Raw genomic sequence first — 27,000 nt, forward strand, 5'->3', positions numbered from 1 at the left:
TTTGCGACACCCCCCGCCAAGGGCTTGTTGCCGTTTGTTCGATGGCCTATGAGCAACAATACGGCCCATGCAAGATCTCGCCGGCAAACACATCGTCCTTGGCCTCACCGGAGGCATCGCCTGCTACAAGTCGGCCGAGCTGTGCCGGCTGTTCGTGAAGGCCGGGGCTACTGTCCAGGTCGTGATGACCGAGGCGGCCGAGGAGTTCATCACCCCGGTGACCATGCAGGCGCTCTCGGGCCGCACCGTCTACACCTCGCAGTGGGACACGCGCGAGCCCAACAACATGCCGCACATCAACCTCAGTCGCGAGGCCGATGCGATCGTGCTGGCGCCATGCAGCGCCGACTTTATCGCTCGCCTGGTGCAGGGCCGCGCCGACGACCTGCTGAGCCTGATGTGCCTGGCCCGCCCGATGGACCGCGTTGCGCTGCTGATCGCGCCGGCCATGAACCGCGAGATGTGGGCCCACCCCGCCACCCAGCGCAACCTGATGCAGGTGGCGGCCGACGGCGCAACCGTGCTGGGCGTGGGCAGCGGCTGGCAGGCCTGCGGCGAAACGGGCGATGGGCGCATGCTCGAACCTGCGCAACTGCTGGAGGACATCACGGCCTTCTTCCAGCCCAAGCTGCTGGCGGGGCAGAAAGTGCTGGTCACGGCCGGCCCGACCTTCGAGGCGCTCGACCCGATCCGCGGCATCACCAACCATTCGTCCGGCAAGATGGGCTTTGCCATCGCCCGCGCGGCCCGCGAGGCGGGGGCCGAGGTCACCCTGGTGGCCGGCCCGGTGCATCTGCCGACCCCGCGCGGCGTGACGCGCGTCGACGTGCTGTCGGCGCAGGACATGCTCGAAGTGACCACCCATGCCGCGCAATCTGCTAGCATTTTTGTAGCGACTGCCGCCGTGGCCGACTGGCGTCCGGCCACGCAGAGCGATCAGAAGATCAAGAAGGACGGCAGCGGCAAGACGCCGGTGCTCGAGTTCGTCGAGAACGCCGACATCCTCCTGAGCGTTGCCAAGAGCGAGCGGGCACAGGCCCGAAAGCTCTTCTGCGTGGGCTTCGCGGCGGAGAGCGAGAACCTCGCCGAGCACGCCAAGGCCAAGCGCGAGCGCAAGGGCATTCCGCTGCTGGTGGGCAACATCGGCCCGCTGACCTTCGGGCAGGACGACAACGCGCTGCTGCTGGTGGATGCCAAGGGCGTGCGCGAGCTCCCGCGCGCGCCCAAGCTCACGCTGGCGCGAGAACTCATGGCCGAGATTGCCGCCCGACTTCCCGACTGGAGGGCCTGATGAATCCCCATCCCCAGTGGAACACGCCGCCGAACGGCGACTTCGCCCGTTATGTCGAGCGGCTGTCGGCGCAGGCCGCGCTGCCGAAGCGGGCGGCGAAAGAGGGCGAGCCCGGGCTCGACGTCGGCATGGGCCCGTCACCCGGCCAGCAGGGGCCGGTGAGCGCGGCCATGCAGCGCAGCGCAGAACTGCCGAATGGCGAAGTGCCGAAGAAGGAGCCTGGCTCCTTCGACCCCCTGACCCTCAAGGTGCTGGGCGCCGTCGGCGCGCTGGTGTTCCTCGTGCTGTGGGCCGCCGGCGTGCCTTTCGGCGTGCTGCTCCTGCTGGCGGGCGTGGCCATCTGGTTCGGCAAGAAATTGAAGGGCGTGAAGCTCACCCCCGGCGTCGCCAAATGGCAGCAGGTGCTGGAAGAGGCGGCCCGCAAGCAAAGAGAACAGCAACAGAAGCAAGGCAGCAAGCAAAAGTGAAAGTCGACGTCCGTATCCTCGATCCGCGCATGGTGGATCAATTGCCCGCATATGCCACCCCTGGAAGCGCCGGCCTCGACCTGCGGGCCTGCCTCGATGCCCCGATCACGCTGGAGCCCAACGGCTGGCAGCTGGTGGGCACGGGCATCGCGATCCACCTGGCCGACCCGGCCTATGCGGCGCTGATCCTTCCGCGCTCGGGGCTGGGCCACAAGCACGGCATCGTGCTCGGCAACCTCGTCGGCCTGATCGACAGCGACTACCAGGGCGAACTGAAGATCAGCGCCTGGAACCGCAGCGACACACCCTTCGTGCTGCAGCCGATGGAGCGGCTCGCCCAATTGGTGATCGTCCCCGTGGTACAGGCGCAATTTCGGGTGGTCACAGACTTTGCACCTTCGCAACGCGGCGAGGGCGGCTACGGCTCCACGGGCAAACATTGAGCAAATGCTGAAGGGAAGCTGAGTTTCGGGGCGGTAAAGACTGGAACTGGCGAAGGCCGGGCGGCCTCGAAGGTTTCAGTGTGTGTTCTGGCGTCATCGCGGCGGACGCTGCGGCGTTAGTCAGGCACACGCAGGGTGCATGCATTCATCATTCGTGCACTGTTCTATCCGAGGAGCCTCCAACATGAAGATCTCAATGCGCTTTGTTTCCGTCACCGCTTCCGTGCTGGCCGTGGCCACGCTCACGGCATGCGTGGCACCTGCGCCCGTCTACCAGACCTCGCGCTATCCGTACCAGGCGCCCCCGCAGGCCATCCAGTACCGCGAAGCTTCCTACGTCGAGTACGGCCACGTGGCCAACATCGAGGTGCTGCGCAGCGAAACAGCCGGCACCGGCACCACCGGCGGCGGCGCTGTCGCCGGCGGGGTCATCGGTGGTGTGGTGGGCAACCAGTTCGGGCGCGGCAATGGACGTGCAGCGGCCACCGCGCTGGGCATCGTGGGCGGCGCCCTGCTGGGCAACACCATCGAGGCTCAGCAGAACGGGCCACGTGCCTATGAAACCTATCGCGTGTCGGTGCAGACCGACAACGGCGGTTACCGCGCCTTCGATGTGCAAAGCCCGGGCGACCTGCGCATCGGCGACCGTGTGCGCATCGACAACGGCCAGATCTCGCGCATGTAGCCGTCGACGATCTTCCGTACGCAAAAAAGCCGAGCATGCTCGGCTTTTTTTTGGCTGACGGAGCCTCAATGCAGCGTATGGTTGCCCGGCGCCATCGGCGCGACCTTGAAGAAGCCCGTGCCCGCCGAGCCGCGGCCGACTTCCTCTTCGGTGGCCTCGCGCACGGAGCGCACCGTGATGTCGAGCCGGATCGCGATGCCTGCCAGCGGATGGTTGCCGTCCAGCACCAGGTGCTCCGGATAGATCTCGGCCACGGTGTAGATCGTGTCTTTCGGAATGTCGCTGTTCACGCCCTTGGGAAGGGCGGAGCCGTCGAAGGTCATGCCTTCTTCCGTGCCTTCGGGAAAAAGCGAGCGCGGTTCCAGAAAGAGCAACTGGTCGTTGAAGTCGCCGAAGCCCTGTTCGGGTTCGATCTGCAGCTGCACCCGGGCGCCGGGCTCATGGCCTTGCAGGGCCGCTTCGATCACGTCGAAGAGGTCGTCGCCGCCGACCATGAATTCCACCGGCTCGTCGAGCACGTCCAGCACGTCGCCGAGCGTGTCTTTCATGGTCCAGGTCAGGCCGACCACGCATTGTTCAGAGATTTCCATTGCAGAATTCTCCCATGGAGATCAATCAACCCCTGCCATTGCTCGGCGGCCTGAGTGCCGCGCAGTTCATGCGGCGGCACTGGCAGAAAAAACCCTTGCTCGTCCGACAGGCGATACCCGCGATGGTGCCACCGATCGAACGTGCTGCGTTGTTCGCGCTGGCCGAACGCGAGGAGGTCGAATCGCGGCTCATCCGGCATGGCAAGGCCGGCTGGTCGCTCAAGCATGGGCCGCTGGCCCGGCGTGCCTTGCCGCCGTTGAAGCAACCAGCCTGGACGCTGCTGGTGCAGGGCGTCGACCTGCATCACGAAGGCGTACACGAACTGTTGCAGCAGTTTCGCTTTCTGCCCGACGCTCGCCTCGACGACCTGATGATCAGCTATGCCAGCGATACCGGCGGGGTCGGCGCGCATTTCGACAGCTACGACGTGTTTCTGCTGCAGGCGCAGGGGCGTCGCCGCTGGTCCATCGGCAAGCAGAGCGACCTGCGCCTGCAGCCGGGCGTGCCGCTCAAGATCCTCGAGAACTTCGAACCCGAGCAGACCTTCGTGCTCGAACCCGGCGACATGCTGTACCTGCCGCCGCGCTATGCCCACGACGGCGTGGCCGTGGGTGACGACTGCATGACCTGTTCCATCGGCCTGCGTTCGTCCGCATTGGGCGAACTCGGCGCCGACCTGCTGGCGCGCATGGCGCAGGCGTACGCCGAAGACCTGGAAGATGCGGGGCCTGCCGAGCTGGCGCGCTACCGTGACCCGATGCAGCCGGCAGTCGATGCACCCGCGCAGATGCCCGCCGCATTGCAGGGCTTCGCCCGCAAGGCCATCGAGGCCGCACTGCGCGATGCCGATGCCGTCGACCGCGCACTGGGCGAGTCGCTCACCGAGCCCAAGGCCAATGTCTGGTTCGGCGAAGGCGGCGATGCACCCGATGCAATGCAGCGCGTGGCACTCGACCGCCGCACGCGCATGCTCTACGACACGCGGCACATCTACATCAACGGCGAGAGCTTTCGCGCGGGAGGGTCCGACGCCACGCTGATGCGCCGCCTTGCCGACCGGCGCGCGCTGGATTCCCGCGAGCTGGCCCGTGCCAGCGAAGGCGCTCTCGCGCTGCTTGTCGAATGGTGCGAGGCAGGTTGGCTTCATGCCGAATGATCACACCGGAGCGCCGCTGAGCGAAGGCCGCTTCGATGGCCGCGAAGCCTTCGATGCGATCCTGCGTGCCGCACTGTCGGCCGCCGCGCGGGAGGGCTGGAAGGAGATCGTCTTCAGCGACCCCGACTTTGCCGACTGGCCATTGGGTGAGCGCGCGAGCATCGAGGCGTTGCAGGCCTGGTCGGCAAGCGGCCGCCGCTTCGTGCTGCTCGCCCAGCGCTTCGATGTACTCGAACGCGGCCACGCGCGCTTCGTGCCGTGGCGCCGCATGTGGGACCACATCATCGAATGCCGCGCGACCGGCAAGGCCGCGGGCTCCGAAGTGCCCAGCGCCATCTGGACGCCCACCTGGTTCGTGCATCGCATCGACCCCGAGCGCAGCCGCGGCGTGAGCGGCACCGATGCGCCCGCCCGCCGCGCCTTGCGCGAATCGATCGACGAATGCTGGCGCATCGCGCGGCCGGCGTTTCCGGCATCGACATTGGGCTTGTAAGCCAATGCCGCGAATGCGGCCGCGAGACATATTCGGACAGGTGGGCAGGTCTAGAATTTTTTTCGTTCCAGACCTTCATTGCCAAAGGAGATTCCATGAAGAAGTCATCGTCCGTCCTGGTTGCCTCGCTGATTGCCGCTGCCGCGCTCGTCGCCTGCGGAAAGAAGGAGGATGCTGCGCCGGCTGTCGTGACGCCGCCTCCTGCGCCCGTGACCGAACCCGCGCCTGCACCTGCACCTGCCACCGATCCGGCCGCATCGGGGGCGGCAACGCCGGCGCCCGGCGCATCGTCCGCGCTCGACGCGGCGAACGCAGCCACCGAGGCAGCGAAGAAGAACGAAGCGCCGAAGCAATAGGCCAGGCCTCGGCACTCGCCATGATGAAAGCCGCCACGAGGCGGCTTTTTTTCTTAGGAGAGCGTGAGGATCGCGCGGCTCATACGTCGAGCCAGGGCGAGCCCTGCGATGCCGTGGCGGTGAGCATCTCGGCCTCGTCGCCGCCGAGGGCCTCGGCCATCAGGCGGCGCACGATCTCGGGTCGGTTGTTCTGCTCGCTCAGGTGCGCAGCCACCACGTGGCGCAAGCCGTCGTGCAGCACCGCGCGTGCGATCTCTGCGGCGGCCGTGTTCGACAGGTGGCCGTAGTTGCCGCCGACACGATGCTTGAGAAATGGCGGATAGGCCGAATTGGCCAGCAGATCGCTGTCGTGGTTGAACTCCAGCAGCAGCGCATGCACGCCGCTCAGGCGGGCCAGCACGTGGGCCGTGGCGTGGCCCAGATCCGTCAATACGCCCAGCGTGCGGTTGCCGTCGGTGCAGCGAAGCTGCAGCGGCTCGCGCGCATCGTGGGGCACGGTGAAGGGCTGCACGCAGATGTCGCCGACCTCGAACTCGGCGTCGTCGCGCGCCAGGTTCAGCAGGCCCTCGAAATCGCGCCCGCCGGTGGCGAGCCACGTGCCTTCGCTCATCCAGACGGGGATGCGGTTGCGCCGCGACAGCGAATGGGCGCAGCCGATGTGGTCGCCGTGCTCGTGCGTGACGAAGACCGCATCGATGTCGCTGGCGGCGAGGCCTGCCTGGGCCAGCCGCAGATCGAGCTGCTTGAGGCCGAAGCCGCAGTCGATCAGGAGGCGGGAGGTGCGGCCGGCGCTGGTCGCTTCGACCAGCGCGGCGTTGCCCGTGCTGCCGCTGCCGAGGCTTCGGAAGCGGAGCATGCGGGTTACTTCAGGTCGTCTGCGATGACCTTGACGATGCGCTCGGCGTTGGCCGAGGTTTCAGGTGCGCCGGCTGCGTCGAGCACGGACACCGTCGTGGCTTCGCCCTGTCCCTTGACCGAGATGCGGAACTTGATCGGTGCTTCGTCCTTGGGCGAGCTGCTGAACAGCTTGCCGAAGAAGCCGGGCTCCTTCTTGTCGGGGTTGGGGGTCACGTAGCGCACGTAGTACAGGCCGGCGCTGCGGTCGCGGTCTTCCACGGTGAAGCCGGTGCGGTCGAGCGCGAGCCCGACGCGGCGCCATGCGCGCTCGAAGCCTTCGCTGATCTGCACGACCGGCTGGTTGCCGACCTTGGCGACGGTGGCGGTCTTGGTCGTCGCGGTGGTGGCGGCCAGGATCTTCGACTGCTCCTGCGAGACGCCGAGCTTGACCATCAGGCGGCGCAGGAATTCGGTCTCGAGCTCAGGATCGCTGGGGCGGGGCTGCCACACGGTCTGGTCCTGGCGCGAGTTGTTGTAGACCTCCTGCATGCCGCGGTGGCTGATGAAGATCTCGGTGCCGTTGGGCGTGCGTTCCAGGCGGGTGCGGAAGCGGTCGAGTTCGCCGGTCGAGTAGACCGAGTCGACCAGCTTGCCCAGCGTGCCGCGGATGATGTCCTGCGGCAGCTTGGCGCGGTTCTCGGCCCAGTCGGTTTCCATGATGCCCAGGTTGCGCTGGTCGGTGGTCAGCAGGAAGCCGCTTTCCTGCCAGAAGTCCTTCACCGGGTCCCAGAGCTGGTCGGGCGTACGGTTGACGACGATCCATCGCTGCGTGCCCGAGCGCTCCATGCGCACGTCGCCGAGGTTGCTCACGGCGGTGGGCACGCCCGGGGCGTTGGCGATGCCGGCCTGGTAGGCATTGGCGGTCACGGCGCCGCCGGGGATGGCGTAGCGGTTGTCGCGCGAGAGTTGGGAGAGATCGGGTGGGACTTCGAGCGTCGGGGCCTTGCCTGCACTCTTGTAGTCGATCTTGTCGCTCTCGAGGACGGAGCAGGCGGCGAGGCTGGCAACGAGGGCCAGCAGTGCAAGTCGCGAAAGGTTCTTCAACGTCGTCTTCCTTGTTGGAATGGTTCGGTCAATCTAGGGGCCGCAGTGCCCGCCATCTCAGAGCACGGTTCGGGCAAAAGGTTGCTTAACCTTGCTGCAGCCAGGGGAAAGGATGCTCAGCCCTTCAGCAGGCCGGTGGCGCGCAGGGCGCCTTCGACCGCGGGGCGGCTCGCTTCGCCGAGTTCGGTGAGCGGCAGGCGCAGCGTGCCGCCGCACAGGCCGAGCCGCGCCATGGCCCACTTCAGCGGGATCGGGTTGGGCTCGACGAACAGGTTGCGGTGCAACGGCATCAGCTCGAACTGGATCTGCATGGCGCGTTTGACGTCGCCCGCCAGTGCCGCCACGCACAGTTCGTGCATCTTGCGCGGCGCGACGTTGGCCGTGACGCTGATGTTGCCCTGGCCGCCGCAGAGCATGAGCGCGACCGCGGTCGGGTCGTCGCCGGAATAGACGGCAAAGTTCTTAGGCAGGTCGCGAATGAGCCACTGGGCGCGCTCGATGTTGCCGGTGGCTTCCTTGATGCCGATGATGCCGGGCACCTGCGCCAGTCGCAGCACGGTGTCGTGCGCCATATCGGCAACGGTGCGGCCGGGCACGTTGTAGAGCACGACGGGCAGGTCGCCCACGGCTTCGGCGATGGCCTTGAAATGCTGGTACTGGCCCTCTTGCGTGGGCTTGTTGTAGTACGGCACGACCTGGAGCTGCGAATCGGCGCCCACGCCCTTGGCGAACCTGGCGAGCTCGATGGCTTCCTTGGTCGAGTTCGCGCCGCAGCCGGCCATCACGGGCACGCGGCCCCGGGCCTGCTCGACCGAAACACGGATGATTTCGCAGTGCTCTTCGACATCGACCGTCGGCGATTCGCCGGTGGTGCCGACCACGCCGAGGCAGTCGGTGCCTTCTTCGATGTGCCAGTCGATGAGCCGCCGCAGGGCGGGGTAGTCGACACTGCCGTCGTCGTGCATCGGCGTGACGAGCGCGACGATGCTGCCTGTCAGTTGCTCCAAGGGGAATCTCTTTGTCGGTGGACGAAAGTGCCGATTCTACTTACTCCGGCGTGCCGCAAGACAGCCGCCCCAACCCCCTCAGTTTCCCGCAAGGAGGTGCCGGGGCGGCTGGCCGTCGTTGCTGCCGGCGGGGCGGATGGCGGCAATGCGCTGCACGAAGCGCGCAGGTTCGGGCATGAAGCCGTCCTCGTAGGCCACTACGCGCAGGCCGGTGCAGGCCGCCAGCAGTTCGCCGGGCTGCAGCAGGAAGTCGGGGCGCGAGGGCTTGCCGACGGTCTCGTTGCCCGCCGCGAAGGTTTCGTAGAGCAGCACGCCGCCCGGTGCCACCGCGGCCACGATGTCGGCCATGCGCGGGCGCCAGAGGTAGTTGGTGACGATCACGGCGCCAAAGGCCTGGCCGGCGAAGGGCCAGGGGCCCGACTCGATGTCCGCCGAGACGGTGCGGCCGAAGGCGCCGGCCGCCGCTATGGCTTCAGGCGAGCGGTCGACACCGGTGGCCGGATGCCCGCGGCCCGCGAACCACTGCATGTGCCGCCCGGCGCCGCAGGCCACGTCGAGCACCGTGGCGCCGGGCGCGAGCAGGTGCGTCCAGCGAACGATCCATTCGGAAGGCGCGGACAGGCCGTGCATCGGTACAGCATCTTTCATGGCGGGGCGGGCTTCAGAAGCAGGACCAGATCTGGTCGACCAACGTCACGAGGAAGTCCGGGTGGACGTAAAGCGCGAACACGCCGCCCAGCACTGCCAGCGCGGCGGTCAGCCAGCCCGCGTGGACGATGTGGTGGCGCATTTGCGAAGTCATGGCCGTGTTTATACGCAATCAGCCCGCGGCCCCCAGCGGCTGTGGCGACGAGCGCGAGATGGCGCTTTCCTTCACCGGCAGGTTGATCAGCGCCGCGAACACGCCCAGCGCGACCGCGATGTACCAGACGATGTCGTAGCTGCCCGTGGTGTCGTACAGGTAGCCGCCGAGCCACACGCCCAGGAACGAGCCCACCTGGTGGCTCAGGAACACGAAGCCGCTGAGCATCGACAGGTGCGCCACGCCGAAGATGCCCGCCACGATCGCATTGGTCGCAGGCACAGTCGACAGCCACAGGAAGCCCATCGCCGCCGAGAACACATACACGCTGAGCGGTGAGATCGGTACCAGCAGGAACAGCGCGATCGACACGGCCCGCGCGAAATAGATCGCCGCCAGGATCTTGCGCTTGGCCAGCTTCTGCCCCAGCAGCCCCACCGTGTAGGTGCCGAACACGTTGAACAGCCCGATCAGCGCCAGCGCATAGCCCGCCACTTCGGCCGGCAGGCTCCGGTCGCGCAGGTAGGTTGGCATGTGGATGCCGATGAATGCAAGCTGGAAGCCGCAGACGAAGTACCCCGCCATCAGCAGCCCGAAGCTCGGATAGCGGAAAGCCTCGCCCACCGCCTGCAGCACCGATTGTTCGCGGTGCCCGGCCAGCGCGGACGTCTTCGGTTCGCGCAGGCCGAAGGCCATCGGGATGATCACGAGCACCAGCACCGCCACCACGGCAAGCGCCGTCTGCCAGCCCAGGTGGCCGATCAATCGCCCCTCGATGGGCGCCATCAGGAACTGCCCGAAGGAGCCGGCCGCCGCCGCAACGCCCATCGCCCACGATCGCCGTTCGGCCGGAATCTGCCGACCGATCACGCCGTAGATCACTGCATAGGTCGAGCCCGCCTGCGCCGCGCCGATCAGCACGCCCGCGCTCAGCGTGAAGAGCAGCGGCGTCGGCGAATGCGCCATGCCGAGCAGACCCAGCGCATAGAACACCGAGCCGCCGATCAGCACCCGGAACGCGCCGAAGCGGTCGGCCAGCATGCCCGCGAACACCCCGAAGATGCCCCATGAAAGATTCTGGACCGCCAGCGCGAACGAGAAGGTCTGCCGGCTCCAGTCCTGCGCCTGCGTGATCGGCTGCAGCCAGAGCCCGAAGCCGTGGCGGATGCCCATCGACAACGTGACGATCATGGCCCCGCAGAACAGGACTTGCTTGATGGAGAGGACGGGGGCTGGGGCTTGCATCGCGTCGAATGTAGCGACTTGAGGGCTTCGGCAGGCGGCAGGTCGGCCGACGGCATTGATGATTTATCGAGGTGGCTTTGATGCGACCGGTGCATCAAAACCGGTGAGGGCCCCGCAAACCCTTGTGTGTGATTTGTTACATTTGTGCTCCAGCGCACTTCCCCACAAGGAATCCAGACAATGAGAAGAACCGCCTTGAAGTTCGCCGCGCTCGCAGCGCTGACGATCCTCGCCGCAGGCTGCGCCAGCACTGGCGTCAAGCACCAGGACATGGCCGGCACCATTCCCGCCGTGAAATCAGGCGAGGGCCGTATCTATTTCTTCCGCGCGGCGACACCCTACGGCTCGGCACTGCAGCCCCTCATCCGCCTCAACAAGGTGGTGGTGGGCGCATCGAAGTCTGGTGGTTTCTTCTACGTGGACCGTCCGGCCGGCACCTACCTGGCCGCGACCACGACCGACGCCGGGAAGACGCTCGGCATACCCCTGGAAGCCGGCGAAACCAAATACGTGCGCATGTCGCCATCGTTCGGCCTGGTGATCGGCAGCATCGTTCTCGACCTCGAGCCGGCCGAAAAGGCCAGGCCCGAACTCGCCTCGCTGGCCTATACCGGCCAGGCCATCATCAACAAGTAAGTCCGGTCATCGTGCAAACCTTCGGCTTCCGGTCGAAGGTTCCTGTATGGGTATCCAGTCATTTGGTGGCGACTGACTACAATCCGCCCCCATGGCGACTCCCCTCAAGACTCCCCCCAGTTCAGCGTCCGCATCGTCCGGCTACTCGGAAGGCTCCATCCGCGTGCTCAAGGGCCTCGAGCCCGTGAAGCAGCGCCCGGGCATGTACACCCGGACCGACAACCCGCTGCACATCATCCAGGAAGTGCTCGACAACGCCGCCGACGAGGCGCTGGCGGGCTATGGCAAGAAGATCAAGGTCACGTTGCATGCCGACGGCTCGGCCAGCATCGAAGACGACGGCCGGGGCATTCCGTTCGGCCTGCACCCCGAAGAAAAGGCCCCCGTGATCGAGCTCGTGTACACCCGCCTGCACGCGGGCGGCAAGTTCGACAAGGGCTCGGGCGGTGCCTACAGCTTCTCGGGTGGCCTGCACGGCGTGGGCGTTTCGGTGACCAATGCGTTGTCCAAGCGGCTCGAAGTCACCTCGCACCGCGAAGGCTCCGTTGCCAAGCTGGCCTTCAGTGCCGGCGACGTGATCGAGGCGCTCGAAATCCGCAAGCTCGAGGCCGGCGAGCGCCGCCAGGGCACCACCGTGCGCGCCTGGCCCGACGCCAAGTATTTCGAGACCGCCGTGCTTCCCATGGGCGAGCTCACGCACCTGCTGCGCAGCAAGGCCGTGCTGATGCCTGGCGTGAGCGTCACGCTCGTCAATGAGAAGACCAAGGAAACCCAGCAGTGGCTCTACAAGGGCGGCCTGAGCGACTACCTCATGCAGACGCTCAACGGCGACCCCGTCATTCCGCTGTTCGAAGGCAGCGGCCACGCTGACAAGAACGCCGACAACTTCGCCGAAGGCGAGGGCGCCGACTGGTGCGTGGCCTTCACGGAAGACGGTCAGCCGGTGCGCGAGAGCTACGTCAACCTGATTCCCACCAGCGCCGGCGGCACGCACGAAAGCGGCCTGCGCGACGGCCTGTTCACCGCCGTGAAGGGCTTCATCGAGCTGCACTCGCTGCTGCCCAAGGGCGTGAAGTTGCTGCCCGAGGACGTGTTCGCGCGCGCCTCGTACGTGCTCAGCGCCAAGGTGCTCGACCCGCAATTCCAGGGCCAGATCAAGGAACGGCTGAACTCGCGCGACGCGGTGCGCCTGGTGTCGAGCTTCGTGCGCCCCGCGCTCGAACTGTGGCTCAACCAGCACGTCGACTATGGCCGCAAGCTCGCCGAGCTGGCCATCAAGGCCGCGCAGACGCGCCAGCGCGCCGGCCAGAAGGTCGAGAAGCGCAAGGGCTCCGGCGTGGCCGTGCTTCCCGGCAAGCTGACCGACTGCGAGAGCAAGGACATCAGCCACAACGAAGTCTTCCTGGTCGAGGGCGACTCCGCCGGCGGCAGCGCCAAGATGGGCCGCGACAAGGAAAGCCAGGCGATCCTGCCTCTGCGCGGCAAGGTGCTCAACACCTGGGAAGTCGAACGTGACCGGCTCTTCGCCAACACCGAGATCCACGACATCTCGGTGGCCGTGGGCGTCGACCCGCACGGCCCCAACGACACGCCCGACATGAGCGGCCTGCGCTACGGCAAGGTCTGCATCCTGAGCGATGCCGACGTGGACGGCTCGCACATCCAGGTGCTGCTGCTCACCTTGTTTTTCCGGCACTTTCCGAAATTGATCGAAGCCGGCCACGTGTATGTTGCAAAGCCGCCATTGTTCCGGGTCGACGCCCCCGCGCGCGGCAAGAAACCGGCCTCCAAGGTCTATGCGCTGGACGAAGGTGAACTCACCGCCACGCTCGACAAACTGCGCAAGGACGGCGTCCGCGAAGGTGCCTGGAGCATCAGCCGCTTCAAGGGGCTGGGCGAAATGAGCGCGGAACAATTGTGGGAAACCACGCTCAATCCAGACACCCGGCGCCTGATGCAGGTCCAATTGGGGCGGTTCGACTTTACGGCCACCCAGGGCGAGATCACCAAGCTCATGGGCAAGGGCGAAGCGGCAGCGCGGCGCGAACTCATGGAGTTGCGGGCCGACGATGTCGACATCGACGTCTGATTCCTCCACCACGCATGTCAGCTTTCAAGCGTTCGTTGTTGCTTTCGGCCTTCCTGCTGTGTACACAGCAGGAGGCGGCGCACGCCGCTGACATCTACGGCTACGTCGACAGCAAGGGCGTGGCGCATTTCGCCGCCGAGAAGGTCGACGAGCGCTACCAGGTCTTCTTCCGTGGCGGCCAGAGCTTCGACACGGCGCAGGGCCTTTCTCCGCTGGGCCGCGGCGCCCGCAAGCTCGACGGCAAGGTGCCGGCCGCGTCGCAGTCGCTGCTGGCCATGTTCGAGGCCTCGCCCGGCTACAAGACCGCCAAGTCCGCCCTGCGCGACGCATCGAACAAGCACGACATCGACTACGAACTGCTCCAGGCCCTGGTCGCGACCGAGTCGGGCTTCGACGCGCAGGCCGTCTCGCCCAAGGGCGCCATGGGTCTCATGCAGTTGATGCCCGCGACGGCTCAGCGCTATGGCGTGTCGGCCGACAAGCGCGTGACCATCGAGAAGAAGCTGTTCGACCCGCGCATCAACATCGCCGCCGGCTCGCGCTACCTGCGTGACCTGATCGCGATGTTCCCGGGACAGATCGAGCTCGCGCTGGCTGCCTACAACGCAGGCGAGGGGGCTGTGCAGCGTGCGGGCAACAAGATCCCGAACTACAAGGAAACGCAGAACTATGTACAGACCGTGCTGCAGTTGTATGCGTACCTGAAGCCTTCGGCAGTGACGGTGGGCGGAAACCTTCGGGGTGGCAGTGGCGGCGGCAGGACGCCGGGGCGCATCCGCATGGAAATGGCGGTGCCAAAGGGCGGCGCGATCGGCCGCGGCAACATGCCCTCCGAATCGCCGCGCAGCGCTCCGACGATGCCCGAGCTGCCCGACGTGCCGACCGGCGCGGCCGAGCCGGGCGCCACCGCGCCGCCGTCCCCGTTGTCCTGACTTCCGGGGACTGCCAAGTACCGTCCTCGCGACCGCAAACAAGGCGCGCAGCCTCAAGCAACTGTTTTTCTTTCCCTCTCATTCATGGACGACTCTCAACCTCCGCTCGATCTCCAGGGGCCCACCGACGGCGACACGACCCTGACCCTCGCCGACTACGCCCAGACCGCCTACCTCGAATACGCGCTCAGCGTGGTCAAGGGCCGCGCGCTGCCCGATGTGTCCGACGGCCAGAAGCCGGTGCAGCGCCGCATCCTGTACTCGATGTCGCGAATGGGCCTGGGCTTCGGCGGCACCAACGGCACCGTGGGTGCCAAGCCCGTGAAGAGCGCGCGCGTGGTCGGCGACGTGCTCGGCCGCTTCCACCCGCACAGCGACCAGGCCGCGTACGACGCGCTGGTGCGCATGGCGCAAGATTTTTCGCAGCGCTATCCGCTGGTCGACGGCCAGGGCAACTTCGGCAGCCGCGACGGCGACGGCGCCGCGGCCATGCGCTACACCGAAGCGCGACTGGCGCGCATCACCAGCCTGCTGCTCGACGAGATCGATGAAGGCACGGTCGACTTCATTCCCAACTACGACGGCAGCACCGAAGAGCCGCGCCTGCTGCCCGCGCGGCTGCCGTTCACGCTGCTCAATGGCGCCAGCGGCATCGCGGTCGGCCTTGCCACCGAGATCCCGAGCCACAACCTGCGCGAGATTGCCGACGCCTGCGTGGCGCTGATCAAGTCGAACGGCAAGCTCAGCGAGGAAGAACTCTTCGCCATCGTGCCCGGCCCCGACTACCCGGGCGGCGCGCAGATCATCAGCAGCGCGGGCGACATCGCCGATGCCTACCGCACCGGCCGCGGCTCGCTCAAGGTGCGTGCGCGCTGGAAGATCGAAGACCTCGCGCGCGGCCAATGGCAGTTGGTGGTCAACGAGCTGCCGCCGGGCGTCAGCACGCAGAAGGTGCTCGAAGAGATCGAGGAAATCACCAACCCGAAGGTCAAGACCGGCAAGAAGGCGCTGAGCGCCGACCAGACGCAGCTGAAGGCCGCGATGCTGTCGGTGCTCGACGTGGTGCGCGACGAGTCCAGCAAGGACGCGGCCGTGCGCCTGGTGTTCGAGCCCAAGACCTCGCGCATCAGCCAGGACGAGTTCATCACCACGCTGCTCGCGCAGACCTCGCTCGAAACCTCGTCGCCGATCAACCTCACGATGGTCGGCATCGACGGCAAGCCCACGCAGAAGTCGCTGCGCCAGATGCTCAACGAGTGGATCGCGTTCCGCGAGGTTACCGTCGAGAAGCGCTCGCGGCACCGGCTCAACAAGGTGCTGGAACGCATCCACATCCTCGAAGGCCGTCAGCTGGTGCTGCTGAACATCGACGAGGTGATCGCGATCATCCGCGCGGCGGAAGACCCGAAGGCCGCGCTCATCGCACGCTTCAATCTCAGCGAACGGCAGGCCGAGGACATTCTTGAAATTCGCCTGCGCCAACTTGCGCGGCTCGAAGCCATCAAGATCGAGCAGGAGCTTTCGGGCCTGCGCGACGAGCAGAAGAAGCTCGAAGACATTCTCGGCAGCCCGACCGCATTGCGCCGCCTGCTCGTGAAGGAAATCGAGGCCGACGCCAAGACCTTCGAGGACGCGCGCCGCACGCTCATCCAGGCCGAGAAGCGCGCCGTGGCCGAGGTGAAGGTGGTCGACGAGCCCGTCACCGTCATCGTGTCGCAGAAGGGCTGGGTCCGTGCGCAGAAGGGCTGGGCGAGCGAGAAGGCTGCGGGCAACGGTGCGAACGCAGAGAAGGGCGCAGCGCCGGAATACAGCTTCAAGTCCGGCGACTCGCTCTACGGCGCCTTCGAATGCCGCAGCGTCGACACGCTGCTGGTCTTCGGCAGTGCCAAGGACAAGAGCGTGCGCGTCTACACCGTGCCCGTGTCCTCGCTGCCCGGCGCGCGCGGCGACGGCCAGCCGGTCACCACGCTCATCGAGCTCGATGCCGGCACGCACGTCACGCATTTCTTCGCCGGCCCCGTCGGCGCCAGCGTGCTGCTTGCCAACACCGGTGGCTACGGCTTCATCGCCACGGTCGAGAACATGATGTCGCGCCAGCGCGGCGGCAAGGCCTTCATCGACGTGGGCGAGGGCGAGCAGCTGTGCCGTCCGTCGCTGGTGGGCGGCGCGAGCGGCGCCGAGCCGATGCCTGCCGCCACGCACGTGGCCTGCGCCTCGACCGGCGGCCGCATCCTGACCTTCGACATCGCCGAGCTCAAGAGCCTGCCGAAGGGGGGGCGTGGCCTCACGCTGATCGACCTCGAGGCCAAGGACAGCCTGGCCGGCGCCGCGGCCTACACGCGAAGCGTGAAGATCGAGGGCATCGGCCGCGGCGGCAAGGAGCGCGATGAAACGCTGGAAATCCGCACACTCAACAACGCGCGCGGCAGCCGTGCACGCAAGGGCAAGGCGGCCGACCTCGGCTTCAAGCCGTCGAGCATCGTGCGGGTGCAGTGATGGGCGGCATCGACATCAGCGTCATCGGGATCTTCATTGCCGTGGTCACCGGCTTCGGCAGCTATGTGCTGGGCCGGCGCATGCGCGAAAAGCGGGCGGCGAAGAAGCGCGAGAAAGACCGCATCGATTCGCAGGCGAACGAGACGCGGCAGGTGCGCCGGGCGCGGGAGCGCAAGGAGCGGGGCGGGTAGGCCGGTAACGAGCGGCAGGGCCGCTCAGCGCAGGCCGGTCCACCAGCGCACATTCGTGCGCGCCTGCCCCACCGTCACCACCTCTCCGATCACCGGCGTCGCCAGCTCGATCTTCTTTGCCTCCGCGAGGTTCGCGATGCGGTCCAGCGGGTCGTGCCAGGTGTGGAAGGAAAGGTCGAAGGTGCTGTTGTGCACCGAGAAGAACACCTTGCCGCGCAGGTCCTCGAAGGCCTGCACGCTTTGCTCGGGCGTCATGTGCACGGCCGGCCACATGCTGTCGTAGGCGCCGTTTTCCATCAGCGCGATGTCGAAGCCACCGAAGCGTTCACCGATCTGCTTGAAGCCGGGGAAGTAGCCCGAATCCCCGCTGTAGAACAGGCGCTGCTCGCCGCTCTGCACTACCCATGAGGCCCATAGCGTGCGGTCGCGGTCGCCCAGCGTGCGGCCCGAAAAATGCTGCGCAGGCGTGGCGGTGAGCTTCACGCCGTCGTGTTCGCCGCTTTGCCACCAGTCGAGCTCGCTCACGCGCTCGGCCGGCACGCCCATCACCACCAGCCGCGTGCGCACGCCCAGCGGCACGAAGTAGCGCTGCACGCTCTTCGAGAGGTACTCGATGGTCGCCACGTCGAGGTGGTCGTAGTGGTCGTGCGAAAGGATCACGCCCTCTATCGGCGGCAGCTGTTCGAGCGCGATCGGCGGCTGGTGAAAGCGCTTCGGCCCGGCCCACTGCACCGGCGATGCACGGTCGCTGAACACCGGGTCGATCAGCCAGTACTTGCCGCGCAGCTTCAGCAGATGCGACGAGTGGCCGAGGCGCACCACGTGGTTGGCCTTGGTGTCGAGCGCATCGAGCGCGCCGCGGTTCAGCGCCTGCACGGGGATCGCATCGACCGGCACGGTGTCGACCTTGCTGCCCACGATGAAGCGCGACCAGATGCGCCATGCGCTGGCCTGGGTCGGCAGGTCGGGGTTGGCCATGTTGTGGAAGCCGCCGTCGCGGAATTGCGGCGAGTTGTCGTAGCGCGTTTCGCCGCCGCCGGCGGCGCCGCATCCCGCCACGAACGCGCAGCCGGCGGCCGCCAATGCAGTGCCACGGCGCAGCAGTTGAGGCAGGTAGGAGCCCTGCGAACCTGGATCGTCAGCCATGGGAGTGCCTTCTGGATTGTGTTTGTCGGATGGCGCGAGACTAGCGACGATGCGCGTTTCAATGGTTTCAACCGTAGAAACATTTGGGGAGCGGGGGTATCCGGGACGTTTGTCCGGGGCGAAACAGCGAACAGTCCTATGCCATGCGCGATATGGCGCTCCCCTTCACCCCTCGGCAAACTGAAAGTCTTCATCGATCCCAAGGAACGAGGCGGCAGAGCCATGAGCAGCAATCGCTACCCCATCATCTACGTGCGTGGCTACGCCATGACCGAAGCGGAGCGCGATGACACCGCCGCCGATCCGTTCTGCGGTTTCAACATCGGCTCCACGGTGTATCGCGCCACCGTCAAGAAGGAAGCGCCGGCGCAGAAGTTCGTCTTCGAGTCGCCCATGGTGCGGCTGCTGGCTGACTTCCAGTACCAGAGCGTCTACCAGAACGGGCTGGACATCCTCGACCCCGACTGGAAGCCCTCGCCCGATGAAAACGGCAGGGACGTCGACGGCATTCCCTCGGCTTCGGTCATCATCTACCGCTACTACGACTCGGGCTCCGAGCTGCTCGGCGATGGCCGGGCCAGGGACATCAAGGTGTACGCGCAAGGCCTGAGCCAGTTGATCCTGCGCGTGCGCGACCTCGTGGCGCTGCGCGAGGGGCCCGGCTTCTCGCCCGCGGATTTCCGCTGCTACCTCGTCGCGCATTCGATGGGCGGCCTGGTGGTGCGCGCCTTCCTGCAGAACCCCGAGCTCGGCGAGGCGGCCGCGCGTGCGTGCGTCGACAAGGTGTTCACCTATGCCACGCCGCACAACGGCATCGACATGGGCGGCATCAACGTGCCGGCCTGGCTCACGGCGGCTGAGATGAACACCTTCAACCGCGAGAAGATGTCGGAGTTCCTGGCCACGCCGGCGGTCAACGGCCGCATGGACTACCTGCCGGCCACGGCCTTTCCGGCCGAGCGCTTCTTCTGCATGGTCGGTACCAATCGCGGCGACTACGAAAGCGCCAAGGGCCTGTCGCGCATGTTCGCGGGCCACGGCAGCGATGGGCTCGTGCGCATCGAGAACGCCTCGCTCTGGGCCTCCGACGCTGCGGGCAAGACGCAGCCGGTGGCCACCGCCTACACCTACCGCTCGCACTCGGGCTTCTTCGGCATCGTCAATTCGGAGGAGGCCTACCAGAACCTCGTGCGCTTCTTGTTCGGCGACGTGCGGGTCGATCTTTGGTTCGACATCGAGGGCGTCACGCTGCCGCCCGACCTGCCCAAGGGCGCTGACGTCGATGCGCTCTACCAGGTCGAGCTGCTCGCCGCACCGCGCGGCAAGCGCTGGTACCTGAGCCGGCGCGTGGCCGAGGAAGATTCGCCCGCCTGCCGTACGCACAAGGAACTGACCGACCCGGCCAAGGCGGATCGCCGGTCGATCTACCTTTCCACCGTGTTTCTCGCCAACAGGGCCCGCGTGAAGCAGGACCGCCCGACGCTCGCCTATGCCATGACGCTGGGCGTGCGCGTGCCCGACTACCAGGTCAACAACAAGTTCTGGCTCGATGGTCACTACGAAGGCAGCTCGCTGTTCCGCGACACGCTGGTCATCGAGATCGCGCCGCCCGCGCCTGGCGATCCGGCGCAGAGCTGGAACGTCAAGTACGGCTGGCAGACCGACACGGCGGGGCAGGCCTCGCTGCCGATGAGCCCGAAGCAGCTGGCCAGCGGCAAGCTGCAGTTCATGGTGCCGCTGTCGAGCCTCGGCGCCGCACCGGCGGCGCCCGGCATCAGCGGGAAAGTACGGCTCGAAGTGAGTGCCTGGAACTGAGGGGAGCCGCTACGATGGGCGCATGAACACTGCCGTCCTCGTCATCGACGTCCAACGTGGCCTTTGCGACGATCCGCCGCGCCCCCATGAAGCCGGGCAAGTGATGCAGCGCATCAATGCGCTCACCGAACGTGCCCGTGCAGCCGGTGTGCCCGTGGCCTTCATCCAGCACGAGAATGCGGTCGACCTGGAATTCGATTCCGAGCGCTGGCAGCTCGCCGGTGCGCTGAACACCGATTCGCGCGACGTCCGCATCCGCAAGACCACGCCCGACTCCTTTCTGCGCACGCCGCTCGAAGCCTGGCTGTCGGAGCATGGCGTGAAGTGCGTGGTGGTCTGCGGCTATTCGTCGGAGTTTTGCGTCGACACCACCGTGCGCCGCGCCGCCGCGCTGGGCTACCACGTGGTGCTCGCAGCCGACGCGCACACCTCGCACGACAAGCCGCACGCGACGGGTGCGCAGATCCGTGCGCATCACAACGCCACGCTGTCGGACATCACGAGCTTCGGCGTGCCGATTCGCGCGGTGGCCAGCGCCGACATCGCGTTCTGATCAGTCGGCCCCCGGCCGCCACACCCGCGCCAGCGCGGCCATCTTCCCCTTGAAGCCCAGCCTGTCGTTCGACAGCGCGTCGATGAAATCCGACAGCCGCTGCGACTTCACCATCGTGTAGATGGTGAGCCAGGTCGTAAGGACGAACACCACGCCGAACCACAACGCCTTGCGCCACAGCGGTGCGTCGGCCTCGGCCAACAGGTTCATGCCGAGGAAGCCGGTGGTGATGGTGCCGATCAGGCCGAACAGCGTGACCACCGTGAGGCGCACCACGGTGCTGGCCTGCCGGCGCAGGCTGTCGGCGTCGAGATATGTGTTCATGTCGGCGATGCGCGCCTTGACCTCGTCGTAGAGCGGGTCGAGCCCGAGGTGCGCGGCACACATGTGCGACAGCGCGCGCACCTGCGCCTGTTCCGAGATCTCGTGGAACCAGTAGCGGTGCGTGAAGCGCAGGAAGCGCTCGAAGCTCGCGCGGATCGCGCGCTTGAACTGCTTCACGCTCGGCGTGCTGCGGATGTCGAGCCGCTTGAGCGCCTCCACCAGCTGGTCGGAGAACATCAGCAGCGAGGCCTTCTGGAAATGCGCGATGAGGAACAGCAGGAAGTGCTGGTGCCTGAACTGCGCGAGCACGCCGCGGTCGCGGCAGCAGAAGAACTCGGAGTGCGCATCGCCCACCACGATGAGGGCGTGGCCGTTGCACAGGTAGCGCGTGTTGGGTGCTGCGCCGGCGTTGACCCAGAAGCGGTCGTAGCAGTACTTGTGCTCGAAGTCGGCGAGGTGGTGGTCGGCGTAGGGCAGGTGCGCGTCGGTGGTGCCGGCACCCGTTACCAGCGCGAGCCGCACGAAGTCGTCGCGCGTGAGGCGGCGCGGGTCGTCCAGCGAGAGGTAGGCCATGACCGGCATGCGGTAGTACTCGATCTGCCGGTAGCGCAGCACGCCGGGGTCTTCCGAATGGTCGCTCACCAGCGGCTGCATCAGGTAGGCCCAGTGCGAAGAGATGCGCGGCGCGCGGTGCTGCGCCACGTGCGAGAGGAAGCTCTCGCGCTGCTGCGCGTCGGAGCTTGCGAGGACGCGGCCGTCGGCGCCCAGCCATTCGACGCTCGCCATGCAATGCAGCGCCGAACCATCGGGCTCCCAGCCGGAGGGGTAGGCGCGGCCGAAGCGGTAGAGGATTTCCTGCGCCTGCGCGAGGCTCAGGTGGTCGGCCCCGACCTCGAGGTTCACCATGACCACGTCGATGTCGAAGAAGAAGTAGAGGTCGCAATGCACCACGTCGAGCGTGACGGGCGCGTCGCCCGCGCGGGCCACCACGCGCACCGATGCGATGTCTTGGCGGCGGAAGACGCGCATCGGTGAATCGCCGTCGTTGCCGGAGGCCGGACCGCCGCTGCTGCCGTTGCGGGAGCGGCCCTCGCCGTAGAGAAAGCGCTGCACGTACGGCAGGAAGCTCACGAACTCGTTGTAGTGCCGCTCGTGAAAGCGGCTGCTGTCGCCGGTGTATTCGTCGACCTCTTCGCGCCATGGCGAGGCATCGCCCATCTCGCGCAGCACATGCCAGGGCGCGTGGTGGTGCGCGTGCCCGGCGTCCGGCGCAGGCATCAGCCGCAAGGGCCAGAGCAGGGCCTGGCGGAAATGCTGCACGGTGGGGGCGCCTGTGGAGAGCGCAGTTGCCTCTGTGGGCATGGTGGCCGCGGGTGGGTTCAGCATGGCTTCAGTGTAGGCAGAAGGCGAGACAAAACGACCACTTAGGGGAATCCCTAGGCAATCATGAAACCGGTTTCAGATAAGCTGCAAGCATTGCTTTTGAGGCATGCACGCGCCACGCGCGCACCTTCCGGGTTCGCCCTTCATGAACTACCAGTTTCAATTCGACGCCGTCTTCGCCGCCTGGCCGTTGCTGCTCAAGGGCACGTGGATCACGGTCCAGCTCTCGCTCGTGGCCACGGTGCTCGGCCTCGTGGTCGCCATCTTCTGCGCCTGGGGCAAGACCTCCGGGCCTGGCTGGCTGCGCTTCATCGTGAATGCCTATATCGAGGTGATCCGCAACACGCCGTTCCTCGTGCAGTTGTTCTTTTTCTTCTTCGCGCTGCCGGCCATCGGGCTGCGCTGGTCGCCGCAGACGGCCGCGCTGGTGGCGATGGTGGTGAACCTCGGTGCGTATGCGACCGAGATCATCCGCGCGGGCATCGAGTCGATCCCCAAGGGGCAGATCGAGGCGGGCAGGGCGCTCAACCTCAAGCCCTGGGAAATCTTCCGCTTCGTCATCATCAAGCCCGCGCTGAAGGCCATCTACCCGGCGCTCACGAGCCAGTTCATCCTGCTGATGCTGAGCTCGGCGGTGGTGTCGGTCATCTCGGCCGACGACCTGACCTCGGTGGCCGCCAACCTGCAGTCGCAGACCTTCCGCAGCTTCGAGATCTACATCGTCGTGGCTGCGATCTACCTCGCGCTGGCGCTGGCCTTCTCGACAATGTTCAAGCTGATCTACAGGCGCACGCTCAACTATCCGGACCGCCGGTAAGAAACGACGGACGGAGACAACACCATGCGCACCTTCGGCTTTCCCGAATTCCTTTTCATCCTCGAAGCGGCCAAGTGGACGCTTGCGCTGTCGGCCATCGCCTTCGTGGGCGGCGCGATCCTGGGGCTCATCGTCGCGTTGATGCGCACGTCGCAGTCGACGTGGGCGCGCGGCGTGTCGACCACTTTCATCCAGATCTTCCAGGGCACGCCGCTGCTGCTGCAGCTGTTCCTGGTGTTCTTCGGCGCGCCGGTGCTGGGGTTGGACATCAATCCGTGGGTGGCTGCCGGTGTCGCGCTCATCCTGAACAGCGCCGCTTTCCTCGGCGAGATCTGGCGCGGTTGCATCGAGGCCATTCCGCGCGGCCAGTGGGAAGCCGCCGAGGCGCTGAGCCTCAGGTACACGTCCCGCATGCGCGACGTGGTGTTGCCGCAGGCGCTGAAGATCGCGCTGGCGCCCACGGTGGGCTACGTGGTGCAGATCATCAAGGGGACGTCGCTCGCGGCCATCATCGGTTTTGTCGAAGTCACGCGCGCCGGGCAGATCGTCAACAACGCCACCTTCCAGCCGCTCATCGTGTTCTCGGTGGTGGCGGCCATCTACTTCGCGATCTGCTGGCCGCTGTCGCTGTTGGCCGCGCGCATGGAGCGCCGCCGCGCCCGGGCGCTTGCCCGCTGACCCTTTCCGTTTTCTCTTTCTCGTCGCTTCCTTTCTTTATTCAGGAGACACACCCATGACCCGTATCACCACCCGCCGTGCCGCGCTCGCCGTGCTGGGCCTCGGCGCCGCTCTCACCGTGTTCGCACCCTTCGCCTCGGCACAGTCGGTGGCCGACATCAAGAAGAAGGGCGAGATCACCATCGGCATGCTGGTCGACTTTCCGCCCTACGGCACCACCGATGCGAAGAACCAGCCCGACGGCTACGACGCCGACGTGGCCAAGCTGCTTGCGAAGGACTGGGGTGTCAAGGCCAACATCGTGCCGGTCACGGGCCCCAACCGCATCCCGTTCCTGCTGACCAACAAGGTCGACCTGCTGGTCGCCTCGCTGGCCATCACGCCCGAGCGTGCCAAGCAGGTGCAGTTCTCGCAGCCCTACGCGGCCGCGACCATCGTGCTGTACGGCGCGACCAAGGCCCCCATCAAGGCCGCGGGCGACCTGAAGGGCCTGCGCGTGGGCGTGGCCCGCGCCTCGACGCAGGACGTGGCCGTGACCAAGGCCGCGCCCGAAGGCACCGAAATCCGCCGTTTCGACGACGACGCCTCGGCCATGCAGGCGCTGATCTCGGGCCAGGTCGATGCCATCGGCTGCTCGGTGACCGTGGCGGCACAGATCGCCAAGCGCGTGCCTGCCGGCACCTACGAAAACAAGTTCACGCTGGTGCAGCAGTCGATGGGCATCGCGATGCGTCCGGGCCAGGAAGAGCTGCACAAGGCGGTGAACGAATTCGTGCAGAAGAACACCGCCAACGGCGAGCTCAACAAGCTGTATCAGAAGTGGCTGCAGGCCGACCTGCCGAAAATGAACTAACCCCCAGGCTTCGCGCACTTCGTGTCGCTACGCCAACCCCCTTGCAGGGGGCAACACCTGCGGCCCGGCAAAGCCGGTTCCGCGGTGTTCCTTGAGAAGGCGCAGGGCGCCCCACAGTGAGTATCGGAACAACGAGCATGACGACGGAATCGATCATCCGCATGGAAGCGGTCAACAAGTGGTACGGTGAATTCCAGGTGTTGACCGGCATCGACCTGTCGGTGCGCCAGGGCGAGCGCATCGTGATCTGCGGGCCTTCGGGTTCGGGCAAGTCGACGCTCATCCGCTGCATCAACCGGCTGGAGACGGTGCAGAAGGGCCGCATCGTGGTCGACGGCATCGACCTCACGGCCGGCGGCAAGAACGTGGATGCCGTGCGCGCCGAAGTCGGCATGGTGTTCCAGCAGTTCAACCTGTTCCCGCACCTCACCATCCTGGAGAACTGCACGCTGGCGCCGATGCGCTCGCGCGGCATGACGAAGGCGCAAGCCGAAGAGGTGGCCATGAAGTACCTCACGCGCGTACGCATTCCCGAGCAGGCCGGCAAGTACCCGAGCCAGCTTTCCGGCGGCCAGCAGCAGCGCGTGGCCATCGCCCGCGCGCTGTGCATGGCGCCCAAGATCATGCTGTTCGACGAGCCCACTTCCGCGCTCGACCCCGAGATGGTCAAGGAAGTGCTCGACACCATGATCGGCCTTGCCGAAGACGGCATGACCATGCTGTGCGTGACGCACGAAATGGGTTTTGCCCGCAGCGTGGCCGATCGCGTGATCTTCATGGCCGACGGAAAGATCGTCGAGCAGGCGCCGCCGGAAGAGTTCTTCGGCAACCCCAAGGACGAGCGCACGCGCCAGTTCCTCGGCCAGATCCTCAGCTCCCACCAAGCGCACTGAATGTCCTTTCCCGTTCTGATTTCTCTGTCGTCCTTCGGTGCGGCCGAGGTGGGGCGGCATGGCCAGCTCTGGTGCTCGCAGCTGGCATTGGCGGCTGGCGCCGATTCGGTGGAAGTGCGCGGCGAGATGCTGCGCGACGCCGGGGCCGAACTGCCCGCCCTGAGCGGGCTCGCTTCCGTGTACTCCAGCCCCGAGGGCCTGTGGGCCCAGGGTGGCTGGCTCGACAGCGCCGCGCTCAAGCGCGGCATCGCCGCGGCCACGCGTATAGGCGCCAAGCGGCTCAAGATGTCCATCGGCGACTTCCAGGCCTCGTCGCACGGCTCGCTCTGGGGCCTGAAGGTGGAACTGGCCGAAACACGCGTCGAGCTGCTCATCGAGAACGACCAGACCGTGCGCGCCGGCACGCTGCCCGCGCTGCAGACTTTCTTCGAGGTGGCCGACCGTGCCGGGGTGCCGCTCGGCATGACCTTCGACATGGGCAACTGGCACTGGCTCGGCGAATGCCCGCTGCAGGCGGCGCAGGCGCTGGGCCACCGCGTGCGCTACGTGCATTGCAAGGGCGTGCAGCGCCTGCCGCACAAGTGGGTGGCGGTGCCGCTGGGCGATTCGGCCGCGCCGTGGCGCGCGGTGCTGCGTGCATTGCCGGCTGACGTGCCCCACGCCATCGAATACCCTCTCGCAGGCGACGACCTGCTGGCCGTTACCCGCGCGCAGATCGATTTCATCCGCGCCGCGCGCGCATAGATCGAGAGACACACATGACAGAACCCACCGCTTTCGACGTCGCCCTGTTCGGCGAAGCCATGCTGCTGCTCGTGGCCGACCGGCCCGGTCCGCTGGAAGACGCCCAGTCGTTCCACAAGCGCACCGCCGGCGCCGAGACCAACGTGGCCATCGGCCTCTCGCGACTGGGCCTCAAGGTCGGGTGGGCCAGCCGCCTGGGCACCGACTCGATGGGCCGCGCGTTGCTGGCCGCGATGCGCGCCGAAGGCATCGACTGCTCGCACGTGATCACCGACGCGACGCAGCGCACCGGCTTCCAGTTCAAGGGCCGCGTCACCGACGGCAGCGACCCGCCGATCGAATACCACCGCAAGGGCTCGGCCGCGAGCCACATGGGCCCGGCCGACGTCGACGAGGCCTGGCTGCGCTCGGCGCGCCATTTGCACGCCACGGGCGTGTTCGCCGCCATCTCCGACACCAGCCTGCAGGCCGCGCTGAAGACCATGGACGTGATGCGCGCTGCGGGCCGCACCATCTCCTTCGACACCAACCTGCGCCCGACGCTGTGGTCGTCCACCGAGACCATGCGCCATTGGGTCAACGAACTCGCCTCGCGCGCCGACTGGGTGCTGCCCGGCATCGAAGAGGGACTGCTGCTCACGGGCCACGACAAGCCCGAGGACGTCGCGAAGTTCTATCGCGAACGCGGCGCGAAGCTGGTGGTCGTCAAGCTCGGCGCCGAGGGCGCCTACTACGACAGCGACGTGGCCGGCACTGGCCGCGTCGACGGCTTTCCGGTGAAGGAAGTGATCGACACCGTGGGCGCGGGCGACGGCTTCGCGGCCGGTGTGGTGAGCGCGCTGCTCGAAGGCCGCGGCGTGCCCGATGCCGTGCGCCGCGGCGCATGGATCGGCGCGCGCGCCGTTCAGGTGCTGGGCGATACCGAAGGCCTGCCGACGCGGGCGCAACTCGAAGAAGCGGGGCTCTGAACGCC

29 protein-coding genes are annotated in these 27,000 nt (G+C 66.7%); 20 read left to right on the forward strand and 9 right to left on the reverse strand.

Features of this window, described 5'->3' with window-relative positions; translation table 11 throughout:
• Window positions 1-67 precede the first annotated feature (67 nt).
• The 4 genes from coaBC (at window position 68) to AC1DFC_RS16400 (ending at window position 2,886) form a co-directional block, all read left to right on the forward strand.
• Complete coding sequence (gene coaBC / locus AC1DFC_RS16385; RefSeq protein WP_007835675.1) at window positions 68-1,291, forward strand: bifunctional phosphopantothenoylcysteine decarboxylase/phosphopantothenate--cysteine ligase CoaBC; 1,224 nt, start codon at window positions 68-70, stop codon at window positions 1,289-1,291.
• Window positions 1,291-1,758 (forward strand): hypothetical protein, encoded by a 468-nt coding sequence (locus AC1DFC_RS16390; protein ID WP_007835674.1) that lies wholly within the window; start codon window positions 1,291-1,293, stop codon window positions 1,756-1,758. The genes coaBC and AC1DFC_RS16390 overlap by 1 nt, the downstream gene beginning before the upstream one ends.
• The gene (dut, locus tag AC1DFC_RS16395; RefSeq protein WP_007835673.1) at window positions 1,755-2,201 is read left to right on the forward strand and encodes a dUTP diphosphatase; all 447 of its coding nucleotides are present in this window, start codon (window positions 1,755-1,757) and stop codon (window positions 2,199-2,201) included. Before AC1DFC_RS16390 ends, dut begins: the two co-directional genes overlap by 4 nt.
• A gap of 184 nt (window positions 2,202-2,385) precedes the next feature.
• Entirely contained in the window at window positions 2,386-2,886 is a 501-nt protein-coding gene (locus tag AC1DFC_RS16400) for an outer membrane lipoprotein (RefSeq protein WP_007835672.1), read from the forward strand.
• A 65-nt stretch (window positions 2,887-2,951) separates the two neighbouring features.
• Here AC1DFC_RS16400 and AC1DFC_RS16405 read toward each other — a convergent pair whose 3' ends face one another.
• The gene (locus AC1DFC_RS16405) at window positions 2,952-3,476 is read right to left on the reverse strand and encodes an FKBP-type peptidyl-prolyl cis-trans isomerase (RefSeq protein WP_478179593.1); all 525 of its coding nucleotides are present in this window, start codon (window positions 3,474-3,476) and stop codon (window positions 2,952-2,954) included.
• A 14-nt stretch (window positions 3,477-3,490) separates the two neighbouring features.
• Between AC1DFC_RS16405 and AC1DFC_RS16410 the strand changes: the two genes are divergently transcribed.
• The 3 genes from AC1DFC_RS16410 (at window position 3,491) to AC1DFC_RS16420 (ending at window position 5,482) form a co-directional block, all read left to right on the forward strand.
• Complete coding sequence (locus tag AC1DFC_RS16410) at window positions 3,491-4,633, forward strand: cupin domain-containing protein (protein WP_007835669.1); 1,143 nt, start codon at window positions 3,491-3,493, stop codon at window positions 4,631-4,633.
• Window positions 4,623-5,126 carry a hypothetical protein gene (locus tag AC1DFC_RS16415; protein WP_007835668.1) on the forward strand — a complete coding sequence of 168 codons (504 nt, stop codon included), beginning with the start codon at window positions 4,623-4,625 and terminating at the stop codon, window positions 5,124-5,126. Before AC1DFC_RS16410 ends, AC1DFC_RS16415 begins: the two co-directional genes overlap by 11 nt.
• A gap of 95 nt (window positions 5,127-5,221) precedes the next feature.
• Window positions 5,222-5,482 (forward strand): hypothetical protein, encoded by a 261-nt coding sequence (locus AC1DFC_RS16420; RefSeq protein ID WP_007835667.1) that lies wholly within the window; start codon window positions 5,222-5,224, stop codon window positions 5,480-5,482.
• 79 nt (window positions 5,483-5,561) lie between these two features.
• Here AC1DFC_RS16420 and AC1DFC_RS16425 read toward each other — a convergent pair whose 3' ends face one another.
• The 6 genes from AC1DFC_RS16425 to AC1DFC_RS16450 form a co-directional block, all read right to left on the reverse strand.
• The gene (locus AC1DFC_RS16425) at window positions 5,562-6,338 is read right to left on the reverse strand and encodes an MBL fold metallo-hydrolase (protein ID WP_007835666.1); all 777 of its coding nucleotides are present in this window, start codon (window positions 6,336-6,338) and stop codon (window positions 5,562-5,564) included.
• Window positions 6,339-6,343: 5 nt separating this feature from the next.
• A complete protein-coding gene (gene bamC, locus AC1DFC_RS16430) occupies window positions 6,344-7,423 on the reverse strand; it encodes an outer membrane protein assembly factor BamC (protein WP_007835664.1) in 1,080 nt (359 codons plus the stop codon).
• Window positions 7,424-7,539: 116 nt separating this feature from the next.
• Complete coding sequence (dapA, locus tag AC1DFC_RS16435) at window positions 7,540-8,430, reverse strand: 4-hydroxy-tetrahydrodipicolinate synthase (protein WP_007835662.1); 891 nt, start codon at window positions 8,428-8,430, stop codon at window positions 7,540-7,542.
• Window positions 8,431-8,508: 78 nt separating this feature from the next.
• Complete coding sequence (locus AC1DFC_RS16440) at window positions 8,509-9,078, reverse strand: class I SAM-dependent methyltransferase (protein WP_042673728.1); 570 nt, start codon at window positions 9,076-9,078, stop codon at window positions 8,509-8,511.
• A gap of 13 nt (window positions 9,079-9,091) precedes the next feature.
• Complete coding sequence (locus AC1DFC_RS16445; RefSeq protein WP_193386564.1) at window positions 9,092-9,232, reverse strand: hypothetical protein; 141 nt, start codon at window positions 9,230-9,232, stop codon at window positions 9,092-9,094.
• A gap of 18 nt (window positions 9,233-9,250) precedes the next feature.
• A complete protein-coding gene (locus AC1DFC_RS16450) occupies window positions 9,251-10,477 on the reverse strand; it encodes an MFS transporter (RefSeq protein ID WP_007835659.1) in 1,227 nt (408 codons plus the stop codon).
• A gap of 180 nt (window positions 10,478-10,657) precedes the next feature.
• Here AC1DFC_RS16450 and AC1DFC_RS16455 point away from each other — a divergent pair, with 180 nt between their 5' ends.
• The 5 genes from AC1DFC_RS16455 to AC1DFC_RS16475 all read left to right on the forward strand — a co-directional run bounded on the left by AC1DFC_RS16455 (window position 10,658) and on the right by AC1DFC_RS16475 (window position 16,821).
• On the forward strand, window positions 10,658-11,113 hold the full coding sequence (locus tag AC1DFC_RS16455) for a DUF2846 domain-containing protein (RefSeq protein ID WP_007835658.1): 456 nt from the start codon (window positions 10,658-10,660) through the stop codon (window positions 11,111-11,113).
• 91 nt (window positions 11,114-11,204) lie between these two features.
• Window positions 11,205-13,202 (forward strand): DNA topoisomerase IV subunit B, encoded by a 1,998-nt coding sequence (locus tag AC1DFC_RS16460; protein WP_007835656.1) that lies wholly within the window; start codon window positions 11,205-11,207, stop codon window positions 13,200-13,202.
• Window positions 13,203-13,216: 14 nt separating this feature from the next.
• On the forward strand, window positions 13,217-14,134 hold the full coding sequence (locus tag AC1DFC_RS16465; protein WP_478179594.1) for a lytic transglycosylase domain-containing protein: 918 nt from the start codon (window positions 13,217-13,219) through the stop codon (window positions 14,132-14,134).
• 84 nt (window positions 14,135-14,218) lie between these two features.
• Window positions 14,219-16,630, forward strand: a complete 2,412-nt coding sequence (gene parC / locus AC1DFC_RS16470; RefSeq protein WP_478179595.1) for a DNA topoisomerase IV subunit A — start codon at window positions 14,219-14,221, stop codon at window positions 16,628-16,630.
• Complete coding sequence (locus AC1DFC_RS16475) at window positions 16,630-16,821, forward strand: hypothetical protein (RefSeq protein ID WP_478179596.1); 192 nt, start codon at window positions 16,630-16,632, stop codon at window positions 16,819-16,821. Before parC ends, AC1DFC_RS16475 begins: the two co-directional genes overlap by 1 nt.
• A 24-nt stretch (window positions 16,822-16,845) precedes the next feature.
• Here AC1DFC_RS16475 and AC1DFC_RS16480 read toward each other — a convergent pair whose 3' ends face one another.
• On the reverse strand, window positions 16,846-17,967 hold the full coding sequence (locus AC1DFC_RS16480; RefSeq protein WP_478179597.1) for an MBL fold metallo-hydrolase: 1,122 nt from the start codon (window positions 17,965-17,967) through the stop codon (window positions 16,846-16,848).
• Window positions 17,968-18,189: 222 nt separating this feature from the next.
• Between AC1DFC_RS16480 and AC1DFC_RS16485 the strand changes: the two genes are divergently transcribed.
• Together AC1DFC_RS16485 and AC1DFC_RS16490 are read left to right on the forward strand one after the other, a co-directional pair.
• A complete protein-coding gene (locus AC1DFC_RS16485; RefSeq protein WP_007835647.1) occupies window positions 18,190-19,782 on the forward strand; it encodes an esterase/lipase family protein in 1,593 nt (530 codons plus the stop codon).
• Between the two features lie 22 nt (window positions 19,783-19,804).
• A complete protein-coding gene (locus tag AC1DFC_RS16490; protein ID WP_007835646.1) occupies window positions 19,805-20,335 on the forward strand; it encodes a cysteine hydrolase family protein in 531 nt (176 codons plus the stop codon).
• Here AC1DFC_RS16490 and AC1DFC_RS16495 read toward each other — a convergent pair whose 3' ends face one another.
• A complete protein-coding gene (locus AC1DFC_RS16495; RefSeq protein WP_007835645.1) occupies window positions 20,336-22,045 on the reverse strand; it encodes a magnesium transporter CorA family protein in 1,710 nt (569 codons plus the stop codon).
• A gap of 142 nt (window positions 22,046-22,187) precedes the next feature.
• On the opposite strand from AC1DFC_RS16495, the gene AC1DFC_RS16500 reads away from it, so the two are divergent.
• The 6 genes from AC1DFC_RS16500 (at window position 22,188) to AC1DFC_RS16525 (ending at window position 26,995) form a co-directional block, all read left to right on the forward strand.
• Window positions 22,188-22,859, forward strand: a complete 672-nt coding sequence (locus AC1DFC_RS16500) for an amino acid ABC transporter permease (protein ID WP_007835644.1) — start codon at window positions 22,188-22,190, stop codon at window positions 22,857-22,859.
• Window positions 22,860-22,883: 24 nt separating this feature from the next.
• The gene (locus AC1DFC_RS16505; protein ID WP_007835641.1) at window positions 22,884-23,537 is read left to right on the forward strand and encodes an amino acid ABC transporter permease; all 654 of its coding nucleotides are present in this window, start codon (window positions 22,884-22,886) and stop codon (window positions 23,535-23,537) included.
• Window positions 23,538-23,592: 55 nt separating this feature from the next.
• Window positions 23,593-24,390 carry a transporter substrate-binding domain-containing protein gene (locus AC1DFC_RS16510; protein WP_413316368.1) on the forward strand — a complete coding sequence of 266 codons (798 nt, stop codon included), beginning with the start codon at window positions 23,593-23,595 and terminating at the stop codon, window positions 24,388-24,390.
• Window positions 24,391-24,527: 137 nt separating this feature from the next.
• Window positions 24,528-25,283, forward strand: coding sequence for an amino acid ABC transporter ATP-binding protein (locus AC1DFC_RS16515; protein WP_007838571.1), 756 nt, complete (start codon window positions 24,528-24,530; stop codon window positions 25,281-25,283).
• Window positions 25,284-26,027 (forward strand): sugar phosphate isomerase/epimerase family protein, encoded by a 744-nt coding sequence (locus tag AC1DFC_RS16520; protein WP_007838569.1) that lies wholly within the window; start codon window positions 25,284-25,286, stop codon window positions 26,025-26,027.
• A 14-nt stretch (window positions 26,028-26,041) separates the two neighbouring features.
• Window positions 26,042-26,995, forward strand: a complete 954-nt coding sequence (locus AC1DFC_RS16525; RefSeq protein WP_478179598.1) for a sugar kinase — start codon at window positions 26,042-26,044, stop codon at window positions 26,993-26,995.
• Window positions 26,996-27,000: the final 5 nt, after the last annotated feature.

The sequence above is a fragment of the Variovorax sp. 10L421 genome, assembly GCF_056395365.1.